The sequence below is a fragment of the Synechococcus sp. BA-124 BA4 genome (assembly GCF_034931165.1).
This window is the reverse complement of the sequence record NZ_JAYGIA010000072.1, coordinates 1-22,504: the sequence shown is the minus strand read 5'-3', so window position 1 is coordinate 22,504 and position 22,504 is coordinate 1. Positions and strand designations below refer to the sequence as shown.

Below are 22,504 nucleotides of genomic sequence, written 5' to 3'. Positions count from 1 at the left end.
CCCGCCGTCACTTTTTTTCCTGGAAGACCCCCACATAGACGGTGCCCTGCCGGTAGAGGGGCAGCACCTTGTCGCGCAAATCGGCGTTGTGCAGGCGCACGCAACCGAGGGTGGGGTGCAGGGGCTGCTGCGCTGCCCAGGCCCCAGGCCAGCCGCAGGCCGAGCCGCCACCGTGGAGCATGATCCCGGCCCTGCCCACCTTCTTCTCCTGGCCCTCCAGCTCCTCCATGTCGAAGGAATACCAGCCATAGGCCATGGCGGTGTCGCTGCAGGGCGGGTTGGGGTTCTGCTCGACGTCGGCATAGAGCTGGCCGAGTTTGTAGAGGCCTGGCGGGGTGTCAGTGCTGTTCTGGCTCCAGTCGGTGTCAGCGCCCTGGCCGCGGGCCAGGCAGGGGATCTTCCAGAGGAAGGCCCCGGTGTGGTCGTAGGCCTCCATGTCCTGGTCGCGGTCGTTGACCAGCAGGTAGGAATCCCCGGGCTGGACGGGAGCTGCCAACTCCGGGCCGGCCATCCCGGCTTCCTCTGAGCCGCGCGGATCGAGGCCGCCGCTGGGGACTGCCGGCGTCGGGGGCGCAGCGGGTTTCTGGCTGAAGGTGAGCGCCCAGGGGGCCTGCTCATCGAGGACGGCCTCGCTGCCGGGCAGGGCTGCGATCGCGGAATGGAGGGTCCAGACGCCGGAAACCTGCTGGGGTTCACCGCGAAAGGCTTCAAAGCGATCCTGAAACCGCTCGGGGGTCATGGGGCTGGCCATGGGCGTGGTGCTGCTGAGCCCTGTTGCCAGTGCTGACTTGGGGCCACCGGCTGCGGGCACAAAGAGAGCGCCCCAGCCGCAGCCGGGGCCGCCCCCTCAGAAGGGCAGCTCGCTCTCGGGGCACCAGACGGGCACCGAAGCTGGCGTGGCCACCTGGCGCTCAAAGAGCAGATCAGCGCAGAGCTGCTCCAGCCGCTCCAGAGGAGCCGGGCGGTGGGCCGATGCCTCTTCCCAGAGCAGCTCCAGGGTGCGGGAGCTCAGGGGCTGGAAGGCGCGGATCCGGGATACAGAAGCCATGGCAGGCGTAGCGGAGACCCCGAAGCAGGCCGGGTGGGGTCAAGGGGCAGCCCCCTCTGCAATGCGGAGCGCAGCGAAGCCAACGCAACAGTCCGGCTGACTCGCGTCAGCCCTTGAGGCCGCCCGGAGCATGAGGAGGGCTGCGCGTAGCCGATCCACCAGGAGCTGGTGGGGCAGGGGCCCAGGCCGCTACCGGGCACGGGATTGGAAACCGGTGCCGCCCACTGCTGTCACAGCGACGAACTGGCCAACAGGGGAACGCTCAGCCTTGGCCGCCGATCACCCGCTGCAGCACCTGCTGGGATTCCGTCTGCAAGGCCAGCGGCAGCAGCCCGATGCGCCGTTTCACCAGTGGCATCGCCAGGGTTGTCATGCGGCTGAGCCGGATCCTCGAGCTCACCTTCAGGCCGGTGTCTGAGAAGCCCGGATGATCGGCAGGGATGTCGAGCTCATCGCGGCCCGGCGGCACGCTGACGTTGGAGCTGATGAAGGCCAGCAACACATCCCCATGGCGCTCACTGGTGGTGATCACCAAGGCCGGCCGAGGCTTGGCCGCAGGCCCATCCGTGAATGGGAAGGCGACCAGCACGATGTCGTAGCGGCTCAGCATCAGCCGGCGCCGATCGCTTCTCCGTCCGAGAAGCTGTAGAGGTCAGGCTCAGCCGCCAGGTCGTCAAAGGCACCCCCGACCATCGCCATCTCAGCCAGGGCCCCGTGACTCAGGTCGCTGCTGTCCTGCTCCAGCTGCCTGAGCAGCCAGCGGCGATCGTCAGCCGGCAGGCTGCGGATCACCGCAAGCAGGTTCTCGGTGAGCTGGGGATTGGTCATCGCCCCAGGCTAAACAGCCTGAACCTCAGGGTTCACCCTGCCCACAAGCGACCTGGCAACAGCTGCTGTTGTCACTGGGGCGAGGCCCCTGGAGCGTGCCCTTGGGCCTGACCTTGATCGAGGCGCAGAAATACGCCCGCCGCGCCGAACAGCTGGCGGTGCTCAAGACCTTTGCGGAGGGGGAGCTGCTGCGCCGCTTGCCCTTCCGCAACCTCGTGGGCGGCTCGCTGAGCTTCCCGGCCGAGACGAAACTCCCCCGCGTCGGCTTTCGGGCCGTCAACGAGGGCTACCGCCAGAGCTACGGGGTGATCAACTCCGATTCGGAGTTTGTGCACCTGTTTGGCGGTGACCTGGATGTGGACCGCTCGATCGTTGATCTGCAGGGCCCCGAGGCCCGTGCTGCCCAGACCGAGATGAAGGTGCGCTCGATGCGCCTCACACTTGAGGCCGCGATCATCAATGGCGACGACACCTTTGATCCGCGGGCCTTCAACGGGCTGAGCAAGCGCCTGGCACCTGGAGACGATCAAACGATCGACAACGGCGGCAGCACCCTCAACCTGCTGGCGCTTGAGGCATTGAGCGACAGCGTGATCGGCTACGGCGGCGACAAGGTGCTGATCGCCAGCAAGGCCGCCCGCCGTCAGATCAGCACCGCCTCCCGCCAGGCCGGCGGCGACCTCTACGAGGTGATCGACGGCCGCCACTACTTCGAGGGGATCGAAATCCTGCTGGTGGAGGAGGACGCCGAGGGCAACGCCGTACTCGGTTACGACGAACCAGGAGACACCACTTCGATCTACTGCTGCGTGATGGGCGATGCGGCGGTGTGCGGCCTGCAGGGTCCGTTCGAGGGGCGCTACGGCATCTCGGTGCGGGACTTCGGGGAGGTGCACGACGCGCCGGTGTTCCGCACGCGGGTCGATTGGTACGTGGGTTTTGCGGTGTGCAACCGCAAGGCGGCCGCACGCCTGTACAACGTCGCCCCCATGCCGTTGGTGCTGCCCTGAGCGGCGTTTGATCAGCTCCGCAAGACCCTGGCGGCACAACAGATCTTTTCCCCCTGTTCATTGTTCTGGAGACCCATCCATGACGACCTCTCATGCCACCCGGCTGCTCGACGCCCAGACGGTGCTCGTCGGCTGGATCAACCACTCCGCCACCGACTGCTACGAGCACACCCGCAGCAGCGGCGATGTGGTGAACCTCGGCACCGACCTCGATGCCACCAGCTCCTTTGTGCTCGTCGCCTCCCACCCCGGCCACAGCGAGGCGGTGACGGTGACCCTGGAGCTGGCGCCGCTGCTGGCCGATGGCACGGCCGGCAGCTGGATCACCGCCGCGGCCGTCGCCATCCCCGCCGCAGGCGGCAAGGTGGAGGCGATCATCAGCGGTGCTGCCTTGCTGATCAACCCAGCCGACAGCGAGCTGATCACCCCGCCCTGCCTGCGGCTGGCGCGTGCGATGGTCTCTCCCGCCACACCGGCTGGGATGACCGTGGCGCTCACAGCCAACCAAGGGCTGTGAGGTGATTGCCATGGGCAACCCAATCGACACCCTCAACGTGGCGGCTGGGGCTGAGACCCTGCCGCTGCAGCTGCTGCGACCCCTCGACAGCAGCAACCCCGCCTCCACCCCTGCTCGCCTCTCGGGCCCTGAGCAGCGGCTTAGCGTCACACCGGATCCGGGTGTGGGCGATGCATCGCTGCTGCCGCCCAGCCAGCTGCTGATCGGCAAGGACGGCGTGACCCGCTTGATCTGGCCGGTGCACCTGGCCGGCTGGCAGGCCCTGGGCTGGCAGCTGCTCAGCCCAACCAGCGGCGGCGCTGACTCGGCCCCGGTTGATGCCGGGGACAACGCGCCGGAGCCAAAGCTGGTGGATGCGCTGGACGTCGAGCCCGAGCAACCAGAAGTGACGGAGCCCGCCCCGACACCCGATGAGCCCACTCCTCCCGACGACCCGCTGGAGACCACCACCGATGGTGGCGAGGCCCTGTTGGCTTCTGAGCCCACCGACTTCCAGGCGATGACCAAGGCCCAGATCGTCGAGTTCTGCTCCACCGTTTACGGCGTGGAGCTCGATGGCAGCCAGACCAAGGCCGAACTGGTGGAGCAAGCGATGGCGCTGGAAGCCCAGGCCAACGGCAACAGCACGCCCACCAGCGACGGCACGGGTGTTGCCAGCAGCGATCCTGCCGATCTCGCGGCGCTGGAGCTGGGGGATGACCTGCTCTGATCCCTGCAGCCTGCGCTGCCCCGGCCAGCGCATTCCTGGCTGGGGGCTGGCAACAGCTCAGCAGCACTGCCCTGGCGCCGATGGCCACTCCCGATCCGGCCGTGCTGGCCGAGCTGACGGCCCAGTGCCGCAGCAGCAGTCGGCCGCAGGGGGTGATCTTCCTGGGACAGGCCCAGCTGCAGGACGGCGGCACCCCTGAACCACCCCCGTCCGGTGGGCTCAAGGCCGTGCACGCCCTGGCGCCGCTGGTGAGTGCCGCCGCCGGCGATGGGGTGGTGGTGCTCGCGCTGGACCTGCGCCTGCTCAGCCCCCTGCCGCCTTGATCGCCGGCGCCGGCTTCATCCCCCTTCCCTTTCACCGTTGATCCCGATGGCCACCAGCACCGAAACCCGCACTTCCCCCCGCGCTTTGCCCCAGCCCACCGATCTGCTGTTGGTGCAGCGCGGCAGCACGCCTTATCGGGCCACTGCCGACGAGGTCAAAGCGTTCATGCTCACTCCCGCCACGGCGGCGGCGATCGGGGCGATCAGACCCGGCACCAACCTCAGCGTGGATGCCGATGGCACCCTTCACGCCGCTATTCCCGGCGCACTGCACTACCGGGGTGCAATCGACCCCACCACCGCGGAGGCCCCGGCCGATGCCGCTGTTGGAGACGTGTATTTGGCCAGTGCCGGCGGTCCTGCCCTGGCCAGCTGGAGCGGTATCGCCGGAGCGGAGATCGCCCAAGGGGATCTCCTGCTGTTTGACGGCAGCAACTGGAGTGCCAACGCCGCCCTGGGGCCCGATGGCGCCGGCGTGATCCGCATCCAGGTGGCCGCTCCGCTGGCCATCGATGAAAGCGATCCCGCCCAGCCGCTGCTGAGCGTTGAACCCGCAACCACCGCCGCTGCCGGCGTGGTGCAGCTGGCCGACCCGTTGGCGCTGGCGGACGGCACCCCCGGGCGGGTGGTGGATGCGGCCCAGCTGCAGGCGGCGCTGGCCACCGCCCAGCCGGCCGGGGATTACATGCCCCTGGACCTGAGCACCCTGCCGGCCCTGCCCTGAGCGCCGCAGCTGATGACCCTTCAACCAGGCGACCTGCTGGCGATCACCCGACCCGCTGGGTCCCAGGCCGGCACCTACCAGCTACCGGCAGCGGGGCTGGCGGAGCTGCTGAACCCGCCACCCGTGCTGGGCATCAGCGGGGTGCTCTGGACGACTGTGCGCTCGGCGGCCGACAACAGCTGGCAGGCGATCTGCTGGTCGCCGGAACTGCGCCTGTACGCCTGCGTGGCGAGCAGCGGCAGCGGCAACCGGGTGATGACCTCCAGCGATGGCATCCGCTGGAGTACCCAACCGGCGGTAGCCGACCAGAACTGGGTGGCGCTCTGCTGGGCCGCCGAGCTGGGCCTGTACGTGGCCGTCAGCGACAGCGGCACCGGCCAGCGGGTGATGACCTCGCCGGATGGCCGCAGCTGGACCCCGCGCCAGACACCGGCCGACAACACCTGGACCTCAATCTGCTGGTCACCCGAGCTGGGCCTGCTGGTGGCCGTCGCCAGCTCAGGCACGGGCAACCGCGTGATGACCAGCCCCGATGGCCTCACCTGGACAGCCGGCCCGGCTGCCGCCGATCAGGAGTGGCGATCGCTGTGCTGGGCACCGCAGCTGGGCTTGTTCGTGGCGGTGAGCAGCACCGGCGGGACCCAGCGGGTGATGACCTCAAGCGATGGCCGCAACTGGACGCTGCGGACAGCCGCCGCAGCCAACAGTTGGACGGCGATCTGCTGGGCGGCGGAGCTGGGGCTGCTGGTGGCGGTGAGCAGCAGCGGCAAGGGGAACCGGGTGATGACCTCCCCGGATGGAATCAGTTGGTCCAGCCGCAGTTCGGCGGCCGACAACGCCTGGACCTCCCTCTGCTGGGCACCGGAGCGGGAGCTACTGGTGGCCGTCTCCAGCAGCGGTACCGGCAACCGGATCATGAACAGCGCCGATGGCCTCAACTGGACGGTGCGCAGCTCCCCGGCTGATCTGGGCTGGCGCTCGCTCTGCTGGTCGTCCCAGCGGCGACAGTTCGCGGCGGTGAGCAACAGCGGCGCTGGCAACCGGGTGATGGTGAGCCCCTGATCCATGACTGACAGCACGACACCCCTTGCGGCGATTGGAGTGCGCTGTTGGCGCGATCGGATCAGCCCGGAGACCAGCGCCACCGTGCTCAGCCTGGCGGCCGAATTCAGCGACACCGATCCGCTGGTGGAGCTGGCGTACGACGAGGGCGGCAGCGGCTGGTGGCCGCTCTCCACCCTGGTGTTCCAGCAGAGCTGAGAGCTGAGCCAAGGGGCCTCAGCCCCCTCCAGCGAGCTGCTCGCGCAGGGCGGCGATGGCCTTCTTCTGGGCCCGCTGCACCGACATGCAGCTGATCTCCAGCCGCTCGGCGGCCTGCCGGAGCGAGAGGCCCTCGAGGACGGTGAGCCGCAGGGCCGTGGCCTGGGCTGCCGGCAGCTGCTCCACCAGCTGCTCCAGGGCCGGCCCGGCGAGGGAAGGCTCCAGCGAGGGCGCGGCTGCGGGAGCGGCCAGCTGATCGAGCAGAGAGGACTCACCTGCAGCGGGAGCATCGAGGCTGATGTGGCCGAGCGGGCAGGTGCCCTTCTCGTGCTCGCGGCGGGAGATGCGCACCATCCGCACCCGATCGCGCAGGTGGTGCTGTAAGGCGCCTGTGATGCAGCGGCGCAGATAGGGAGCTGGCGACTCCCCTGCTCTGCAGCGGGGGGCGGAGCGAACCAGGGCCTCTCGGGCCACCTGGATCAGATCCTCCCGCTCCACCAGCGGGAACAGGCGCCGGGCGGTGGCTGAGGCAATGGCATCAGCCAGCGGCAGGTGCTCCAGCACCAGGGCATCGCGGGCCTTGAGGGCAGAACGGCTGAGGGCTTGGCCTGCCGGCTTCTGGCGGCGGGAGGAGGAAGCGGGGGAAGCCACCTGAGGGACGGCGGAGAACCCCACCCCCACCGGCCAGCCGCAGCGCCGTGGCAAGGACGCCCGACGCAGGAGGGCGCATGGCCCGATCCTTGACGCGGCGTGAGGACCGGCCGAGGGATGCGGTGGGTGTGCGCCGGCCCGGTGGCGATCCCCCCCCTCTCCGGCTGGCTGCTGGCTGGTCTTGCCCAGAAGCCCCAGACTGGAGGCATCCCGCTCAACGCCGATGAGCAGCGCCACCGCCCAACGACTCACGGCGATCCTTCACCGCGAGGAGGAGGTGTACGTGGCCGAGTGCCCCGAGGTGGGCACCGTGAGCCAAGGCGACACGGTGGAAGAAGCCCTGGCCAACCTGCGGGAGGCCACCGAACTGTTCCTGGAGGAGTGTCCGCAGCCGGCGTTGGCGCCAAGGCTGCTCACCACCTTTGAGGTGAGCGTTGCCTAAGCTCCCGCGCCTTCCCGCCGCTGCTGTGGTGGCGGCCCTGAAGCGTCTGGGATTTGAGGAGGTGCGTCAGAAGGGCAGCCACCTGGTGCTTCGCAGAACAACGACCAAGGCCGATGGCAGTGCAGTTGCCGTGATCTGTGTGGTTCCCCTGCACCGGCGGGATTTGGCCGTCGGCACCCTCGCCAGCGTTCTGCGGCAGGCCGGAGTAGACGGCGACACCTTCATCCAGGCCCTTTGATGCAGCCCCCGCACCATGAAAATCCGCTACTTCCCGGAACCCGACACCCTCACCATCGAGCTGGCCGATCGGGTGAGCAGCAGCTCTGAGGCAGTGAGCGACAACCTGATCGTCGACTTCTATGAAAGAGGCAAACCAGTGGGCGTGACCCTGGAGCACTACTTCCAGATCAGCGACACCAGCACGACCCTGACCCTGCTGCCGATCACCCCTGTGCTGCAGCCGGCCTGACGCGAGAAGGGGGCCGCAGCCCCCAGGCCTCAGTAGGGCAGCAGAGCTTCCAGCTCGGGATCCAGGGCTGGCTCGGGCTGCTCAGCCTGCCGCTCGATCAGCAGCTCATCCAGAAGCCCAGCGAGGCGAACCAGCCCCCGGCCCCAGCATTCTTCGCTGAGCCAATAGAGCAAGCCATCGCAGCTGGCGGAGAAGTGCAGCCGGCGGGCGGCATGGAGGTGAACGGAGGCAGAAGCCGGAGCAAGAAGCGTGGCCATGGCGGACCTGAGCGCAGGACCTGGCCTCCATGCGGGGCGGGGTCAAGGACCCGCGCAGCGGGCATGGCTCCGATCCTTGACGCCGCCCCGCACCCTGTCGAGGCCTGCGCGCCAGCCATCAAAGGCATCCGTGCATCAAGCCGCTGCGGCCCTCGCGGCCGGCAGCGACCCTTCCCACTGCTCCAGCCACAGTTCCGGCCAGTAGCGATCCTTCTCCAGCCACAGCACCGACAGCTCGGTCGGGGTGTAGCGGCGAAAGCCGGTGAGCACGGCGTAGAAGTCGCGCCGGTGCTCCTCTTCCGCCAGGGCCATCAGGCGGTCCAGCGCAACGGCCGCATCGAGCTGGTGCTCCTCGATCAGGGTCTGGAGCTGGCGGCGCTAGCGGCTGCTCAGGACAGCAGCCTGCCGCGTACCGATCAGGGGAGCTGGTGTGGAAGCAAAGGCGGGTGGCACCGGCCGCAGGCCGCAGTAGCAGGCCCAGAACTCCAGCGGCCCCCACACCGGCGCGGCCTCATCCCCCAGGGAAGTGGCGCCTTCCAACTTCCGGCGCAGCTCGGCATCCCCGATGCGTCCCCAGTCACCGGAGACAATGCGGCGGTTCAGCTCCCACAGCTGCCAGAAGGCCCGCTGCCGCAGCTCCCCGGCCTTGCCCTGCTCGATCACCGACAGGTTGCCGTAGGAGATCAACAGCTTGGGCTCACCGATCGCCTCGGCCCAGCTGCAGGCGGTGTACTGGGTCCACCCGTTGCGGCGCCGCCAGTTCAGCAGCATCCGCCCGAAGACTCCCCGGCTCTCCTCCTGCTGCTGGAGCAGCACCTCATAGGCGGGGATGGCCGGAATCGGCAGCCGGTTGGGGTGCTGGGGACTGGTCGCACCGAGAGGTGCGCTTGGCAGCGCAGTGCTGCTGGACGTGGATGGAAGTTGCGTTGCAGTCATGGGGCTCGCCGCTGATGGCGGTGCATGGCACCTGCTCTTGCCAAGGAGCCCAAGCCCCAGCCGGGGCAGGCAGGAGAAAGCCGGAGGCAAAGGAGCCTCCGGCACCGGGAGCTCAGAGCACCCGCACCTCGGCCTGGGGACCGAGCACCCGCTGCTGATTGGCAGCCAGGATCAGAGCCTGCTCGCGAGGCACGTAGTGCGGCTCAGCGGAGATGTGCCCCTCACGATCGAGGAAGAGCACCCGCAACAGCTGGCCGGCGGCATCAAGCAGGTGGACCGAGATGATGCGGATCGGGCAGGAGCGGCTGAGGGGAGTGGCGGCCATGGCAGGGCTGGCGAACGACACCGCCGTTCAGCCCCGGCGCCGCCAGCGCCGCGCAAGGGTCGCGCAGCGACTCGCGTCAGCCCTTGCGCGGTACGCAAGCCGGGGCAGGCCGGGTGGCGTGATCGCCAGAGTCCAAGGCCTGCCCACCAGCAGCAGGCTCAACCCCCATCCGCCGCAGGTGCTTCCGGGCAGACCAGATCGGCAGCCTTGCGGGCATCACTGAGCACCTGCAACAGCACCCGCGGCGACTCTTTGAGCAGCTCCACCCAGTGGCCCAGATAGGCGGCGTGATTGGCCATGGCACTGCCGATCTCCAGGCGATCGCCGAGCAGCACGGCGCCCAGCTCGGCCACCAGCTCCTCGCGGGCATAGGCCCGGCCGCCATCGCCTCTTTCGCCCATGCCGCCGGAGAGATCGCGGGCCAGCCGGGAGCTGTGGCCCGTGGAATGAATCACCTCATGGGCCCAGGTGGCATAGAGGGCAGCTGCCGAGTGGAAGGCGGTGCGATCAGGGAGCTGGATGCGATCGGGCACCGGCAGGTAGCAGGCCCGATCACCCGCGAAGCTCACGGGCACCGGCCAGCGGCTGAGCACGGCATCTGCTGCCCCCAGCCGCTCCGGCTCGGACCGCAGCACAGCCCCCTCGGCCTGGCGGCGCTTCTGGATCAGCGCCTCCAGAGCCTCACCTTCCAGATCGGCGGCATTGAACAGTGCCACCGGCCGGTAGCTGACCCAGCTGCGGCCAGGCTGAACCGACGGCTGGCCATCGGCGCCGGCGGATCCGTGGCCACCCTCAGCTGCTGAGACCGACTCCGCCAGCTGGCCTGCGCCTAGCTGATGCACCCGGGGCCGCAACACATGCACCGCCTTGCTGCCCTTGCGGGGGAAGATCCCCAGGGCCTTGGCCTCAGCAAAACCGCACCAGTAAGGCAGGGCTGATCCCCGCAGGTGCATGCCCAGGGTGAGCAGTGCTGGATTGGCGCCGCGGTAGCGGCGGCCGGAGAGCAGATTCACGTGGTGGCCCCCCGAGGCAGCATCCCATTCCCGCCGCCAGGGGGTGGTGCCGGCCTCCAGCAGGGCGACCAGGGAGGCCACCAGCTTCTCCTCAGGCGAGACCTTGGCAGCAGCAGCTCCCTGGGCTGACCGGGATGAGCGTGATGGTGAAGTAACAGCCACGGATGGGCAAGCGCAGGACCGCAAGCGCAAGCGCGGCCAGCGGCAAGGGCCGGCCACAGCGCTCCGTGAACCCAGTGCCACCGGCGTCTCATCGCCAGTGGCGGGCCGGCTTGCGAAGCCCTTGCGCGGCCGCGCACGCTGAGGATTCCTGCGCGACCACTTACTGGGTCTTCAGTGGAAGTCCGCCCCCCGGCAGGCCAGTGCTCGTCGTGTTTCTGGGCCATAGGCTGCTGGGCACAGCAGACGAGGGCTCCCGTCGCCATGGAGCTGAAGTTCCGGGTCATCCAGTCGAACGACCGCGGACTGATCACGAAGCAGGGCGATCGCACGTATGCCCGACGCGGTCCTGCGAAAGGAGAGGAGGCTCTTGAACTGCCGACCCTGTTCATCTGGGTCAGCGGCAATGACCGCTATCTCGCCCGCTGCTGGACCCAGTGGACAGGAGAACGGCTTGGAGATGACTTCATTTACGTCGTCACCCGTTCTCGGGATGTGATCGATCTCCAGGGAGATACCCGATATCACCAGTGGTGCTCCAAGCAGCTCCGATCAGAACTTTGGACACTGGAGCGAGCAGCCCTGGACCTGGACGAGGTGAGCTGTCCGCCACCAGAGACTGTCCACGAAGTAGACAGACACAAATCAGCGATCTATCTGCACAGACGAAAACAGCGTCTGCGCGAGCAAACGCCGGAGCTGAGCAATGAAGAAGAGCAGCTGATCCAGCAGATTTACGACCAAAGGGACAGACTAAATCAAGCGGCGGGATTCATTCAGTACCACGTGGATCACATCATTCCTCTCGCAAAGGGTGGCCAGCATCACCCACGCAATCTTCAGGTGATCAGCGCCAATGAGAATGTCCGCAAAGGGGCCAAGGTGTGGTCCGCGATCGGGTAGGCAGGTGGCAGGCAGGCATGGCCATAAACTGCTGACTCAGGCTCATTAAAGACTTTCCATCAAGCCCTGGATCTGCCCCTGTTTGTCAGAGTATCTGCTCTGGTTGTCAAGGATCATCTGCCAGCTTGGGTAGGGGTATCTCTGAAGCTTCCGCCAAGACTTCTTGACCCAAGTGCATTCATTCGGGATGTCTGTCTTGATGACTTCCCAGAAAGCGAGAATCATCCACCCCCAGGATGCCGACTTCCAGGGAACCAGAGCCTGTTCAGCCTCCCAGAACTCAGGCGGGTGATGGATCAGCTTGCCATCGATTTCCCTAGCCGGGATTTTCAGGTGCAGGAGCTCATGGCGCAGAACATGCTCAATCACTGGCTGAGGCACGTCAGGACGGTTGAAGAGCGAGTGGAAGAAGATATCGGCACCCGGTTTTCCTTGTTCCCAGCGGATGCAAGCCAGGGTCGCTATTGTCTGCAGGCTGAAGGTGACATGACCAACAGAATCGAGCTCCATCTCATGCTGGATCCTGGCCAACAAAGCCAGAACGTCAAAAGACAAGAAGCTGATTTCGGGGTACCCAACGGGCTTCCTACGTGACAGAGCCATGGCGTGCCCCTTGGCTGAAGGTCAATAGACCTGCGGGTTATCCAGCTTCAGTGCTGCTGCGTTCTCCAGCACGATGCGGGCGGTCGGGTCATCGATGCCGTTTGGGGCTTTGACGTGCACTTCCACTGACAGGTTCACTTCCGCACCGGGGAGAGCCTGCAGGTGACTCATCACCTCCTCCAGGAACTGGCCCATCTGCAGACCCGCTCGCACAGGGTCGAGCTTCAAGGAGCCGGTGAAGGTCGTGCGCTGTGGCGACGACGGCGGGGGTGGTGGCTTGACGCCAGTGCCAGGCCGGCCTGTACCTTCGGCGGTGTTGGTGTTGGTCGAGCCTGTGCCCGTTCCGGTGGAAGTGCCAGTCCCAAGGCCAGGACCAGTGCCGCTAACACTGCCGGTTCCCTTACCAGGGGGAGGATCAATGGTCTTCGCCCGCTGCTCCGCCTCGATCTGAGCCAGGGCTACCTCGTCTTTGACAATCAGCATCCGCATAGTGGCGGCGCTCAGGAACTGTCCCTGGGGCTTGAGGCCGATAAAACGCCCGCTGCCCTCATCGAGGCCTTCAGCCAGATAGAAGGTGCTGTCGCCTGTAAGTGCGGCCTGGGCGTTGGTGAGGCCTTCGAGGATCACGTCGTCGGTGCTCACCCTGGGGAGGTAGAGGTATTTGCGGCACCAAGCCACAAGCTCCTGAACGGAGACGGACTCACGGTTTTGCCAGAGGAAGTTGTCGAGATACCGGCGGATGCGGCTGGCACCCAGCGCCTGGTACAGAGCCTCTTCCTGCTGGCACTTGCTTGACGCCCGCTTGACCAGCCCTTCGCTGCCGGCACTCAGGCGAAACTCATCCCAGGAAGGCCCTTGGTTGCCGGGCTGGCTTTGATGAGGAACCAACAGGTGGCACCAGGTCTCTGGGATGCGTGCCGCGATCGCCGCGGTGGCCTCCTGAATTTTGGCGGCAGCCTGATTTTCCTGATTGACGGTGATTTGCAGCAGCAGCTTTTCATCGATCACCTTCTGCCAGGCGCGCTGATCAGCAATCGCCTGGAATAGGTTCTCGAGATTGTCCTGATCCGGGGCCAGGAACACCAACGTGTTGGCGTACTGGCGTGGACTATTCCCTTTGCTCTGAAGGCACTGAGCCGCCCACTCCAGCGCGGGTGATGGCGGGGCTTGCTGGGGGCTGTCCTTTCGGCGGGTCTTGTGGGTGTACTGGGCCGCCAGCAGTACCAGCCGAGTAGACGGATCATCGGGTATGCCGCTGCTGTCGAGCTGGGCACTCTGAACCCCTGCGAAAGCACCGCGGTCTTTGCTGCCGGCCTGCTGCACCAAGAGGCGGTTGGCTTCCACCAACAGCTCCTCTCTCTGACGCAGGTAACTCTCGCGGTAGTCCTCTGCCGTGCGGTTGAGGTTGGGGCTGGTGTCGATCCAGTAGCGGTCGCCGTCCTGCTGGATGTAGCGGCCTCGATCACCGAGGCGCCGCAGCGCATCGCCGAAGACCGCAATCGGCTCGCCGGGCATGACGCAGGCGAGCTTCACGCGCTGATCGTTGATGCCCTTGCGTTCGCGGTTGGCGCCTGGGGCGGTGCCCATGTAGAGGCTGCGGGCCACTCGCTTGCAGGCACTGACGCGGCCAAAGTTCGGGTTCTCCCGGTCCAGCTGGGTGGGCACCGACTGGGCGCCATCGACGTCGGTGGCAATGATCGGCTCCCACTGGTTGTCGAGGAATTTCACCAGCTCGTTGCGCACGTCGTTGTCGTCGATCGGCATCGAGCTGGGCATGATCAGCAGGTCGCGGCTGTTGCCATTCCAGAGACCCTCGATCGTGAGCGCCAATAACCGGAGCACGCCTCGGGTGCGCTGGAAGCGATCGAGGGTGCTCCACTCCTCGTAAAGGCGGTTGAACAGCTCCGGGTGAATCGGGTAAGCGGAGGTGAGCAGGTCGCGATAGCCGCTCTCGCGCACCTCGGAGGGGAAGTCAGCTTTGTTGGCGGCGTACTGGTCAGTGAAGGCCCGCACGACAGCATCACGCTGGGCACCGCTCTCGTTGGTGGTGATCGGCTCAAAGAGGCGCCGCCGCACGATCTCAAAGCTCTCGGTGCCGGAGGCCGGTCGCCATTGGTAGGCAAGGCGGGAGACGACGTTCTTGAGGCCATCGCAGGCGGTTTCGCCATCGCTGCCGCCAATCTCGTTGCGGCTCTGGGGCACGGAGATCAGCAGCAGGGCATTGGGTACCTGCTTGGTGGCCTCGGTGAGCTGCTGGGCGAAGGAGAGCTGGGCGTCAAAGGTGCCGGCGGGCAGGCTCTCACGCGGGCTGACGAGGTTGCGGGCATAGGCCACCCATTCATCCAGCAGGATCAGGCAGGGTCCATGGGCCTTGAACAAGGCGGCCAGGGTACGCGCACCGGGCGGCACCTGGCTGCGGTCGCTCTCGGCGATCTGTGCGTAAGCCTGCGGACCACCCAGCTGCCAGGCCAGCTCACCCCAGAGGGTGTGCACCTCAGTGCCGTCTGGTTTGTGGTCAATCTTGGAGGGATTGAAGGCGGTACCTACCAGAACAGCCCGGGAGGCCCGGGGTACGGAATGGAGGTTGAGTTCGGTGCAGAGCTGATCCAGCCCAGGTAAGTCAGCAAGGGAAACGCCCGAGCCCATGTGGTAAACGCTGAGCATCGAGTGTGTCTTGCCGCCACCGAAGTTGGTCTGCAGCTCGATCACCGGCTCACCACCGAGACCGTTGAAGCGCTGCAGGGCGATGCGCAGCAGGTCTTTGAGGCCCTCAGTGATGAAGGTGCGCCGGAAGAACTCGATCGGGTCGGTGTATTCGGGGCTGCCGATGCCGCGATGCACCAGATCGAGATCGGCGGCGAACTCGGCCTGCTGGTAACGGCCGTTGATCACGTCCGGGTGGGGAGTGATCACATCCCGCCAGGGGATCAAGCCAGACTTGACCTGGTTTTCAATAGAAGCCTGATAGCGCGTCTTGTTTCGCGCTCGTTCTGCAAAGACAATCTGCTGCAACTCTTCCCGTAGCTCCTGAATCGCCTGCTGCTGCTCGGGTGCAGCGATCGCCTGGCAAAGCCGGGTGGCGGTATCGAGAGCGCGGTCGGTGTCGTTGGAGCTGAAGGTCTTCTGATGGGCCCAGTCGTTGCGCACATCCGTGAGCTCAAACACGAAGGAGCGATGGGAACGGTCCAGCTGCTTGCGGAAGGCCGCATCCCAGTTGTCGCGCATCAGCTTGAGCTGGAGCTGCACGTCTGAGATCGATTCGTGAGATTTCAGGTTCTGCTGCCAATCCAGACCGTCACAACTTTCGAGCACACGGGTGACGAACGGTGCCAGAGCAGCGCTGAGCATTTCAAGCGACTTGCCGATGCGGTCGCGGTTGGAGAGGGCCATGGCGGGATCAGATCAAACTGGTCTGGAGGGGGGCGGACTGGGCATTGGCGGCGGCAGAAGCCTGCCGTTCCAGCTCAAGCCAGGCGATCACCAGGCCGTTGTAGGAGCGAGCTTCTTCTGCTTGCTTGGTCTTCTCGCAGTGGTTGTAGAGGCGGTAGGCCAGCGCCCGGCAGTTGGCCACAAGATCGGCATGCGTTCTGATTCCCTTGAGCTGAAATAAGAGGGCTGCGGCACTGCTCTCCCCATCGGCCTCCAATCTTTTAATCAGCTGCTGAGTTGCTTCCCAGGCGCAGAGGCGTTTATCTCGACTGGGATCCCAATCATCTGGGAGTTCTGATCGCTGAAGTAGCTGCACCTTGCCTGCCACGGACCGCAGGATACCGGCTCTGGCCACACCATCTACCGACAGATTGCGAGCTTTGGCCAGTCCCTCCGCATCTCCAAAGTCACGCTCCGCATATCCGAAGCTCTCGAAAAAGGTGAGGGCAAAGCGGCTGTCTGCATCCAGATCCCCCTCGTCCTGGGAGAGGTACTCATCGAGGGCTGCATTGATCTCCACTAAGGCCTCCCGAACGCTCATTGGGCTGTCGTCGGGATTGAGCACAGCCTTGGCACTGCTGAAGATGGCCATGCCGGGGCCGATCGCCGCCTGGGCCACATCCACGGGGGCGATGTTGGCGCGCTCCAGCTTTTTCAACGCGCGGGGCAGTTCTTGGCGCAGTTGGCGACGGAAGTCAGTGCGGGACAGAGTGATAGCTGACGCCAGTCGTCGCTCGCAGACCAGCACAACGCTGGAGGCAAGGGCATTGGTGCCAGAGCCGATCATGCGGTTCGCAAGCTCCGTACGGATCGGCCAGGTGCCATACAGCGCAAAGCCAGCGCGGATCACTGCAGCCAAGAAGGTCTCCCACCCAGTGCTGGCGGTGCCAGCGGCCGTCTTCGTCTCCGACTGCTTGAACGCGTAGTAGATCGTGACCGGGAAGGCTGGATGTGATTGCTCGGCGATCCGCTCCATCGCCAAGGTCATGCCATCGAGAAAGAAGGCTTCGGCGTTCTCCTTGCCGCCATGGCGGTAGGGCGTAGCTACCAGCTCCTCCGCCTTGGGAACGGCCAAGGTGGCGAATAACTCAGGGAAGACATGCTTCAGGGAGCGACGCAGCCAGACATAGAAGAAGTCGGAGAGATCCGCATAGTTAATGTTGTCGTAATAAGGAGGATCGCTAGAGACAATCTTGTCAATCGATTCGGTTTGCGTGGAAGCATCAGCCTGGCATGCTTTTCCCGGTTGCTGACCGGCGCATAAAATTCCTTTGGATGTGTAATCAAGTGAATTCTCAAAACTCCCGGACTGAGTTGATAGTGGGTTGACTTCTGCAAAGTCCCAGCTCATGGGAATCGCCTGTCTGGCGAAGGTGTTGCGCGTCTTTGTACCCCACGTTGAACCTCCTGCATCCCACGTGCAAATTGTTGTCATTCGATCCGACTGACTGCTTACGACAAAGCCCAGATAAACCTCCACGGCATCTCCATAGGCGGAAGCTCCAACTCCTCCTTCACGCATTGGGGTTTCTTCATCGGGACGGCCTGCATCTATCGCATCCACCTTCACCCGCTCCCGCGCTTCCTGAACCAAGTCCGAGAAGGTGGTAAGCGCCACGAGCTGGCGAGCGGTGAAGAGATCGCCGAAGGTGCTCAGACCGTACGCCGGCGTCCAGAAGTTGCGTGGATCGTTAGGCAGTGGCGTCTCTGGCTTCCAGCTTGGCTTCGCTGTCAAAGCGATGGATTCCATCGCTGGTGTTGGAGCCAAGTAGACCCGGCCTCGATTGCCTTCAGCCACGATAGCCATCAAGCGAGCCCCCATACGACCAGCAGCACCCTCAGCCTTGATGTAGTCGCTTTCAATCGGGGTGGTAGACATCAGGCACTGAAAGTTTGCCCCGCGCGAGAGTTTTGTGCCGTTCTTGGCTGCCTCTGGATCCTTCGGCCTACCCACCTTCACCGTGAACCGATAACCGCCGTCTTCGATCACTGGATTTAGATAGGCCTCCTTGCCTTTCATTTGCGAAAGCAAGAAGGTGGAAGCCAGGGGCACGTCTACCTGCGCAAAAGCCGGGTTAGGGCTCTTCACTGTGCGAGCCCACAGCCAGGCGATCACAGTGAGCTTCTTGCCCACGTAGGGGTTGAGGTCGGGCCGGTCTTTCGCCATCTCGGCTGACACCTCAACCTTCGGGTAGAGATGACCGATCCGCTTCTCGGCTTCATCGCGCATCCATTGGCCGTAGTAGCGCACGTCTTCCGCCAGGCCCTGGGCGCCCTTCCAGGAGCTGATGTCTTGTTTCCGCCGGCTCTCGGGGTTCACCGGCGGCAGTCCGGCGAACTTGGGCGGGATCTCGATCATGGCTTTGTTGATCAGCACCGCCACTGGGTTCAGATCGCTGGCAAAACTCTCCAGCCCAAGCCGCTGCGCCTCCAGTGGCAAGGCACCACCACCGGCGAAGGGATCGTGGAAGCCAGGCAGCTTCTCCGGTTTGAATAGCTCGGCAGCTTTAGGATGATCGGCGTTGTCGGCACAGCAACGACGCCAGCTGCGGAGAATCTCCTCCCGAGCGGGCTTGAGAACTTCTTCCTTGGTAGTGCTCTCCCATAGCACCAGCTCACTGATCAGCGCAAACAGCCGCAACCTTTCCTGCTCCTGGTCCTCCTCCGTTGGGAACTCCTCCGGCACTGCCGAGGGATCGTCCACCATCTGGCAGAAAATCACCGCCCGTGCCGCCGCCAGCGGACGCCTTGCCCACCACAGATGCAGGGTGCTCGGGTGCCCATGGCGGATGCTTTTCTCCCGCGCTGAGGCCGCATTGATCGCCTCCAGCGGGATGGCGACCTCGATCAGCTTTTTGCGGCGTTTGACAGGGTGGTCGCTGGTCATGGGTTAGTGCGGCTCCTCCGCAACGGAGAGCAGATCGGAAAGGGAAAAGTTGGAGCCGGTGGAACCAAAGCCAGGGCGGCCCCAGTCGATCCCACTCACATACCGCGGCGGCGAGGCCCGATCGCCACTCACCGTGCTGATCGCCAGCCGGAACTTCTCGGGCTGGTTGTTTCCGCACTTCAGCTCGTTGTAGGTGAGGGTCAATGAGTCGGCTCCCTCCACTCGGCCCTTCACCTCAATGAACACCAGCGAGCCATCAGGACCAGCTGACTCAATGTCGAACCCGATCCCACGCTCGGCGCTCTTGTCCACCGGGATGCGGCCCAGGGCGCGCTCGGCTGCGAATACCGCCTCCATCGCCAGCAGCTCCACCCGCCTACGGGCTTCGGCATCCACGCTGGCATCGGGAGTTTCGCCGCGCAGTTGACGCAGGAGGCCCCCCGGCACGATCAGCGCTCCTCCCTTGATCAGAGGCAGCCGAGCACTGATCTGGGCCTCGGCATCGAGGGCGGCCATGCGCTTGCCCAGACGGCTCACCAGCAGCTCGGCCCGCTCCTTGGCCACATGGGCCGGCAGGCGGGTTCGCTTGCCAGCGGTGTCCTTGTGCTTGAGCTCTTCGTACTGGCGCGACCAGTGGTTGATCTGCCGCTGCATGCGGGCCTGGATCTCCTGGCGCGCCTTCTCGATCCGCTCCACCCGTTCCCGCTTGATCTCCTCCAGGTGCTGGGGCACCAGGCTCTGCATCGCATGCGCCAGCACCAGCTGGTCCCAGTCCTGGTTCAGCCAGCCATCCCCCAGCAGCGGCTGGATCAGCTCTAGCTCACCCGTGCGCAGGGGCCGGTAGTCGAGATAGGGGGCGGATCCGGCGCTCTTCACCGCGCCGGAGCGGGCGATCTCCAGGAACACCAGCCGGTTGGAGATCAGCTGCTGCTGCCCCTGGCGGTTGCGGCGACCATCCTGCAGGCCGTGCTCCAGACAGAACATCAGCCGCGGCTCGGCCCCCAGATCGTCGTCGTCGATCAGCACTGCCCCCTGGCTGAGCACCTGGCCGTGGCGTTCCCAGATCAGGGAGATGCACGCCTCCAGCAGGGGATGGCCCGGGCTCACCAGCTCGGCCCTGGGGCTCTGCCCCACATGCTCCTTCTCAAAGCAGATCCGCTCGTAGCGGGGCTGCACCGGCACCCCCATGCCGATCTGCTGGTCGCGATCGAGCAGCTGCGGTGACACATGGGTGATCTCGTAGCGGCCCTCCTCCCTGGGGAAGGCTTTGCCGCCCAGCCTGCGGAACGCCTCCAGAAAGAAGTCGTGCACGTAGTGGGGATGGACCCGGCGCGCCATCGCCCGCTCCATCTGCTGACGCAGGTCGCGCACCTTGCTGGTGTCCATCCCCTGCTTCACCAGGGCACGGCGCTCCAGCAGCTCCAGCAGGTGGTCGGACTTCACCGCCTCATCGATCTCCTGCATGCGGGCCTTCACCGCAGGATCGGCGTTGTAAAGCACCGCATCCATCAGCAGCTCCCGCAGCGAGCGGCCGGTGAACAGCTGACCGAGCACATCGAACACCTTGTCGCCAAGGGCCTTGCGGGCGTTGTCGAGCTTCTCCAGCAGCTGGATGTAGACCTCGCCCTCGCGGGTGTCCTGCGCCAGCAGGTTCCAGAGGTGGCAGACCTCCTGTTGACCAATCCGGTGGATCCGCCCGAAGCGCTGCTCCAGCCGGTTGGGGTTCCAGGGCAGGTCGTAATTCACCATCAGGTGCGCCCGCTGCAGGTTCACGCCCTCCCCAGCAGCGTCGTTGGCCAGCAGCACCACCACCTGCGGATCGTTCATGAAGGCGTGCACCACCTGCCGCCGCCGGTCTCTTGGCACACCGCCATGGATCTCCACCACCGCTTCTTCCCGGCCGAGGCGGTTGCGGATCTTGCGGGCCAGGTCGGTGAGCGTGTCCTTGAACTCGGTGAACAGCACCAGCTTTCGCCGGCCGCCGTTCTCATCCACCATTTGCGGGGCATCGAGGATCCGGTCGAGCTCCATCCACTTGGCATCGGTACCGGAATTCACCACCCGCTTGCTGAGCACCTCCAGCTCCTTGAGGACCTGGATCTCGTGCTCCAGTTCCGCCAGGGTCTGGGCTGAGGTGGCGTTGTCGGTAAAGACGTTCTCAACCTCCTCGATCTCAGAGGCGGTGTCCTCCTCGTACAGCTCGTCGAGGTCATCGGCCTCCAGAGCCGCGAGCCTGCGCTCCAGTTGCAGCCGGTCACCCACTTGCCGCCCCTCCAGCAGCAGCCGTTCCTCCTTGAGCCGAGCTTCCAGCCGCTCCCGTCTGCGCTCGATGGAGCGGTGAATCGCAAACGGTGAGCTCGCCAGGCGGCGCTGAAGGGTCATCAAGGCGAAGCCCACGTTCACCCGCCGCTTGCCACCTCCTTCTTTATCGGCATTGCGATCAGCGCGGTTCATCTCATCACGCACGTACTCGGTGACGCGCTCGTAGAGCACCTTCTCGCTGGGGCTCAGCTCGTACTGGGCGGTGTAGCTCCTGCGCTCCGGGAACAGCTTCTTGCCTTCAAAGGTGTAGAGGTCTTCCTTCACCAGCCGCCGCATCAGGTCGGTGGGATCGCTGCGGTGCACAGCATCCCTCTCCTGACCCTCAAAGCGGTCTTCATCCAGCAGGGCCATGTAGAGCTGGAAGTCCTCCTCCTTGCCGTTGTGGGGCGTGGCGGTCATCAACAGCAGGTTGCGGGCATGGTTCCCCACCCGCCGGCCCATCTCGTAGCGCTTGGTGCGTTTGATCTCCCCGCCAAAGGTGTGGGCACTCATCCGGTGCGACTCGTCGCACACCACCAGGTCCCATTCCGGAGCCTGCTCTAGCCGGGTCTGTAGCTCCTCGTCGCGGGAGAGCATGTCCATCCGGGCGATCAGCAGCGGCCTCTGCTCAAACGGATTGCCCAAGCCGGTGGCATTGATCAGGTCGCGGGTGAGCAGCTCGAACTGCAGCTCGAACTTCTCCTTGAGCTCGTCCTGCCACTGCTCACTTAGGGACCCCGGGGCCACGATCAGGCAGCGCTCCAGCTCGCCCCGGATCAGCAGCTCCTTGATCAGCAGGCCGGCCATGATCGTCTTGCCGGCGCCGGGGTCGTCGGCCAGCAGGAAGCGCATCGGCTGCCTGGGGAGCATGTGCTCGTAGACCGCACTGATCTGATGGGGCAGCGGGTCGATCGCGCTGCCGCTCACCGCCACGTAGGGGTCGAAGAGGTAGGCCAGCCGGATGCGCTCGGCCTCGCTCACCAGCCGGAACTGGTCGCCGTCGCCCTCAAAGCTCCACTTGCGGCCGCCGGAGACGATCTCCAGCTCGGCCTCCTTGTCCCGAAACAGGATCTGGGTATCGATCGTGCCCTGACCGTCCCGATACACCACCTGGGCGGCCTCGCCCATCATCTGGGCCGTGATGATGCGGACAGCCTCGCGCCCTACCAGGCCCTTGACCTGGGCATCGGGCTTGAGGTCTTCCAAGCGGGCGGTCATCGCGGCGTGCCCCCCTGTGGTTCAACCGCCTGTGGCGGGTGGGGTGGCATGAGTGTGAGCGGACGCTGCGGCCAGTCTGCACCTAGCGGAAGCGATGTGGCAGCACACCAGAAGCACTTCGAGCCGCGAGTCTTGGATCTATGCACGGAGCACATACTTTCAGCCCTCCAGCTGTTGCGCGGCGCCGATCCGGCCCAGTTCCTGGGCGGTGTGCCGCAACACCGGGTGCTCCTGCCAGTCGGCCGGCAACGCCAGCCAAACCGGACAGTGCGGGCGGGAAGCCCGTGGCCCCTGGCCCAGGGGCCAGCGCTGCAGGCAGGCCCAGGTGTCGGCCTCCCGATCGGCTACCACCAGAGCCAGGTCGCTGCCCTGGATCCGGCCGATCCAGTCGTCTGGGGTCTGCAGGCTGTTGCCGCCGCTGCGCAGGGGGAGCCCCAGCTCGCGCAGGAGCCGCCGCAGTCCGGGCGCCACACCCCGATCGGGCACCAGCAC

The 22,504-nt window shown here is 65.6% G+C and carries 26 protein-coding genes; 11 read left to right on the top strand and 15 right to left on the bottom strand.

The window, feature by feature from the left end; all coding sequences use genetic code 11:
- Positions 1-7: 7 nt before the first annotated feature.
- From VB734_RS09380 to VB734_RS09365, 4 genes are all read right to left on the bottom strand, one after another.
- The gene (locus tag VB734_RS09380) at positions 8-751 is read right to left on the bottom strand and encodes a L,D-transpeptidase (RefSeq protein ID WP_323243282.1); all 744 of its coding nucleotides are present in this window, start codon (positions 749-751) and stop codon (positions 8-10) included.
- Between the two features lie 96 nt (positions 752-847).
- Positions 848-1,048: a hypothetical protein gene (locus VB734_RS09375; protein WP_323243281.1), complete on the bottom strand. Its 201-nt coding sequence runs from the start codon at positions 1,046-1,048 to the stop codon at positions 848-850.
- Positions 1,049-1,310: 262 nt separating this feature from the next.
- Positions 1,311-1,658: a type II toxin-antitoxin system PemK/MazF family toxin gene (locus tag VB734_RS09370; protein ID WP_323243280.1), complete on the bottom strand. Its 348-nt coding sequence runs from the start codon at positions 1,656-1,658 to the stop codon at positions 1,311-1,313.
- A complete protein-coding gene (locus tag VB734_RS09365) occupies positions 1,658-1,876 on the bottom strand; it encodes a hypothetical protein (RefSeq protein WP_323243279.1) in 219 nt (72 codons plus the stop codon). Before VB734_RS09365 ends, VB734_RS09370 begins: the two co-directional genes overlap by 1 nt.
- A 101-nt stretch (positions 1,877-1,977) precedes the next feature.
- Here VB734_RS09365 and VB734_RS09360 point away from each other — a divergent pair, with 101 nt between their 5' ends.
- The 7 genes from VB734_RS09360 (at position 1,978) to VB734_RS09330 (ending at position 6,419) form a co-directional block, all read left to right on the top strand.
- The gene (locus VB734_RS09360; RefSeq protein ID WP_416238050.1) at positions 1,978-2,886 is read left to right on the top strand and encodes a major capsid protein; all 909 of its coding nucleotides are present in this window, start codon (positions 1,978-1,980) and stop codon (positions 2,884-2,886) included.
- 79 nt (positions 2,887-2,965) lie between these two features.
- Complete coding sequence (locus VB734_RS09355) at positions 2,966-3,403, top strand: hypothetical protein (RefSeq protein WP_323243277.1); 438 nt, start codon at positions 2,966-2,968, stop codon at positions 3,401-3,403.
- 10 nt (positions 3,404-3,413) lie between these two features.
- Positions 3,414-4,112 carry a hypothetical protein gene (locus VB734_RS09350; protein WP_323243276.1) on the top strand — a complete coding sequence of 233 codons (699 nt, stop codon included), beginning with the start codon at positions 3,414-3,416 and terminating at the stop codon, positions 4,110-4,112.
- Between the two features lie 80 nt (positions 4,113-4,192).
- The gene (locus VB734_RS09345) at positions 4,193-4,435 is read left to right on the top strand and encodes a hypothetical protein (protein ID WP_323243275.1); all 243 of its coding nucleotides are present in this window, start codon (positions 4,193-4,195) and stop codon (positions 4,433-4,435) included.
- A gap of 46 nt (positions 4,436-4,481) precedes the next feature.
- Positions 4,482-5,159 (top strand): hypothetical protein, encoded by a 678-nt coding sequence (locus VB734_RS09340; RefSeq protein ID WP_323243274.1) that lies wholly within the window; start codon positions 4,482-4,484, stop codon positions 5,157-5,159.
- Between the two features lie 12 nt (positions 5,160-5,171).
- Positions 5,172-6,221: a hypothetical protein gene (locus VB734_RS09335; protein WP_323243273.1), complete on the top strand. Its 1,050-nt coding sequence runs from the start codon at positions 5,172-5,174 to the stop codon at positions 6,219-6,221.
- 3 nt (positions 6,222-6,224) lie between these two features.
- The gene (locus VB734_RS09330; protein ID WP_323243272.1) at positions 6,225-6,419 is read left to right on the top strand and encodes a hypothetical protein; all 195 of its coding nucleotides are present in this window, start codon (positions 6,225-6,227) and stop codon (positions 6,417-6,419) included.
- Between the two features lie 18 nt (positions 6,420-6,437).
- Here the strand turns inward: VB734_RS09330 and VB734_RS09325 are convergent, their stop codons facing one another.
- Positions 6,438-7,124 (bottom strand): sigma-70 family RNA polymerase sigma factor, encoded by a 687-nt coding sequence (locus tag VB734_RS09325; protein WP_323243271.1) that lies wholly within the window; start codon positions 7,122-7,124, stop codon positions 6,438-6,440.
- 169 nt (positions 7,125-7,293) lie between these two features.
- Between VB734_RS09325 and VB734_RS09320 the strand changes: the two genes are divergently transcribed.
- Genes VB734_RS09320 through VB734_RS09310 form a run of 3 tightly spaced genes read left to right on the top strand, consistent with a single transcriptional unit; the run spans position 7,294 to position 7,981 of the window.
- Entirely contained in the window at positions 7,294-7,512 is a 219-nt protein-coding gene (locus VB734_RS09320) for a type II toxin-antitoxin system HicB family antitoxin (RefSeq protein ID WP_323243270.1), read from the top strand.
- Positions 7,505-7,750: a type II toxin-antitoxin system HicA family toxin gene (locus tag VB734_RS09315; RefSeq protein WP_323243269.1), complete on the top strand. Its 246-nt coding sequence runs from the start codon at positions 7,505-7,507 to the stop codon at positions 7,748-7,750. The genes VB734_RS09320 and VB734_RS09315 overlap by 8 nt, the downstream gene beginning before the upstream one ends.
- 15 nt (positions 7,751-7,765) lie before the next feature.
- Positions 7,766-7,981, top strand: a complete 216-nt coding sequence (locus tag VB734_RS09310; protein ID WP_323243268.1) for a DUF2283 domain-containing protein — start codon at positions 7,766-7,768, stop codon at positions 7,979-7,981.
- A 29-nt stretch (positions 7,982-8,010) separates the two neighbouring features.
- Here VB734_RS09310 and VB734_RS09305 read toward each other — a convergent pair whose 3' ends face one another.
- The 5 genes from VB734_RS09305 to VB734_RS09285 all read right to left on the bottom strand — a co-directional run bounded on the left by VB734_RS09305 (position 8,011) and on the right by VB734_RS09285 (position 10,593).
- Entirely contained in the window at positions 8,011-8,238 is a 228-nt protein-coding gene (locus VB734_RS09305; RefSeq protein ID WP_323243267.1) for a hypothetical protein, read from the bottom strand.
- 135 nt (positions 8,239-8,373) lie between these two features.
- Positions 8,374-8,550, bottom strand: coding sequence for a hypothetical protein (locus VB734_RS09300; RefSeq protein ID WP_323243266.1), 177 nt, complete (start codon positions 8,548-8,550; stop codon positions 8,374-8,376).
- Positions 8,551-8,616: 66 nt separating this feature from the next.
- Positions 8,617-9,174 (bottom strand): hypothetical protein, encoded by a 558-nt coding sequence (locus VB734_RS09295; RefSeq protein ID WP_323243265.1) that lies wholly within the window; start codon positions 9,172-9,174, stop codon positions 8,617-8,619.
- 112 nt (positions 9,175-9,286) lie between these two features.
- Positions 9,287-9,499 carry a hypothetical protein gene (locus tag VB734_RS09290; RefSeq protein WP_190546106.1) on the bottom strand — a complete coding sequence of 71 codons (213 nt, stop codon included), beginning with the start codon at positions 9,497-9,499 and terminating at the stop codon, positions 9,287-9,289.
- Positions 9,500-9,657: 158 nt separating this feature from the next.
- Positions 9,658-10,593 carry an ArdC family protein gene (locus VB734_RS09285; protein ID WP_323243264.1) on the bottom strand — a complete coding sequence of 312 codons (936 nt, stop codon included), beginning with the start codon at positions 10,591-10,593 and terminating at the stop codon, positions 9,658-9,660.
- A 342-nt stretch (positions 10,594-10,935) separates the two neighbouring features.
- Between VB734_RS09285 and VB734_RS09280 the strand changes: the two genes are divergently transcribed.
- A complete protein-coding gene (locus VB734_RS09280) occupies positions 10,936-11,574 on the top strand; it encodes an HNH endonuclease signature motif containing protein (RefSeq protein WP_323243263.1) in 639 nt (212 codons plus the stop codon).
- Between the two features lie 45 nt (positions 11,575-11,619).
- Here VB734_RS09280 and VB734_RS09275 read toward each other — a convergent pair whose 3' ends face one another.
- The 5 genes from VB734_RS09275 to VB734_RS09255 all read right to left on the bottom strand — a co-directional run.
- Complete coding sequence (locus tag VB734_RS09275; RefSeq protein ID WP_323243262.1) at positions 11,620-12,084, bottom strand: hypothetical protein; 465 nt, start codon at positions 12,082-12,084, stop codon at positions 11,620-11,622.
- 114 nt (positions 12,085-12,198) lie between these two features.
- A complete protein-coding gene (locus VB734_RS09270) occupies positions 12,199-15,567 on the bottom strand; it encodes a DUF499 domain-containing protein (RefSeq protein WP_323243261.1) in 3,369 nt (1,122 codons plus the stop codon).
- Positions 15,568-15,574: 7 nt separating this feature from the next.
- Positions 15,575-18,493, bottom strand: coding sequence for a DUF1156 domain-containing protein (locus VB734_RS09265; RefSeq protein ID WP_323243260.1), 2,919 nt, complete (start codon positions 18,491-18,493; stop codon positions 15,575-15,577).
- Between the two features lie 3 nt (positions 18,494-18,496).
- Positions 18,497-22,012, bottom strand: a complete 3,516-nt coding sequence (locus tag VB734_RS09260) for a helicase-related protein (protein ID WP_323243259.1) — start codon at positions 22,010-22,012, stop codon at positions 18,497-18,499.
- Between the two features lie 159 nt (positions 22,013-22,171).
- Positions 22,172-22,504: hypothetical protein (locus VB734_RS09255; protein ID WP_323243258.1), on the bottom strand; the 333-nt coding region annotated here is incomplete at its 5' end.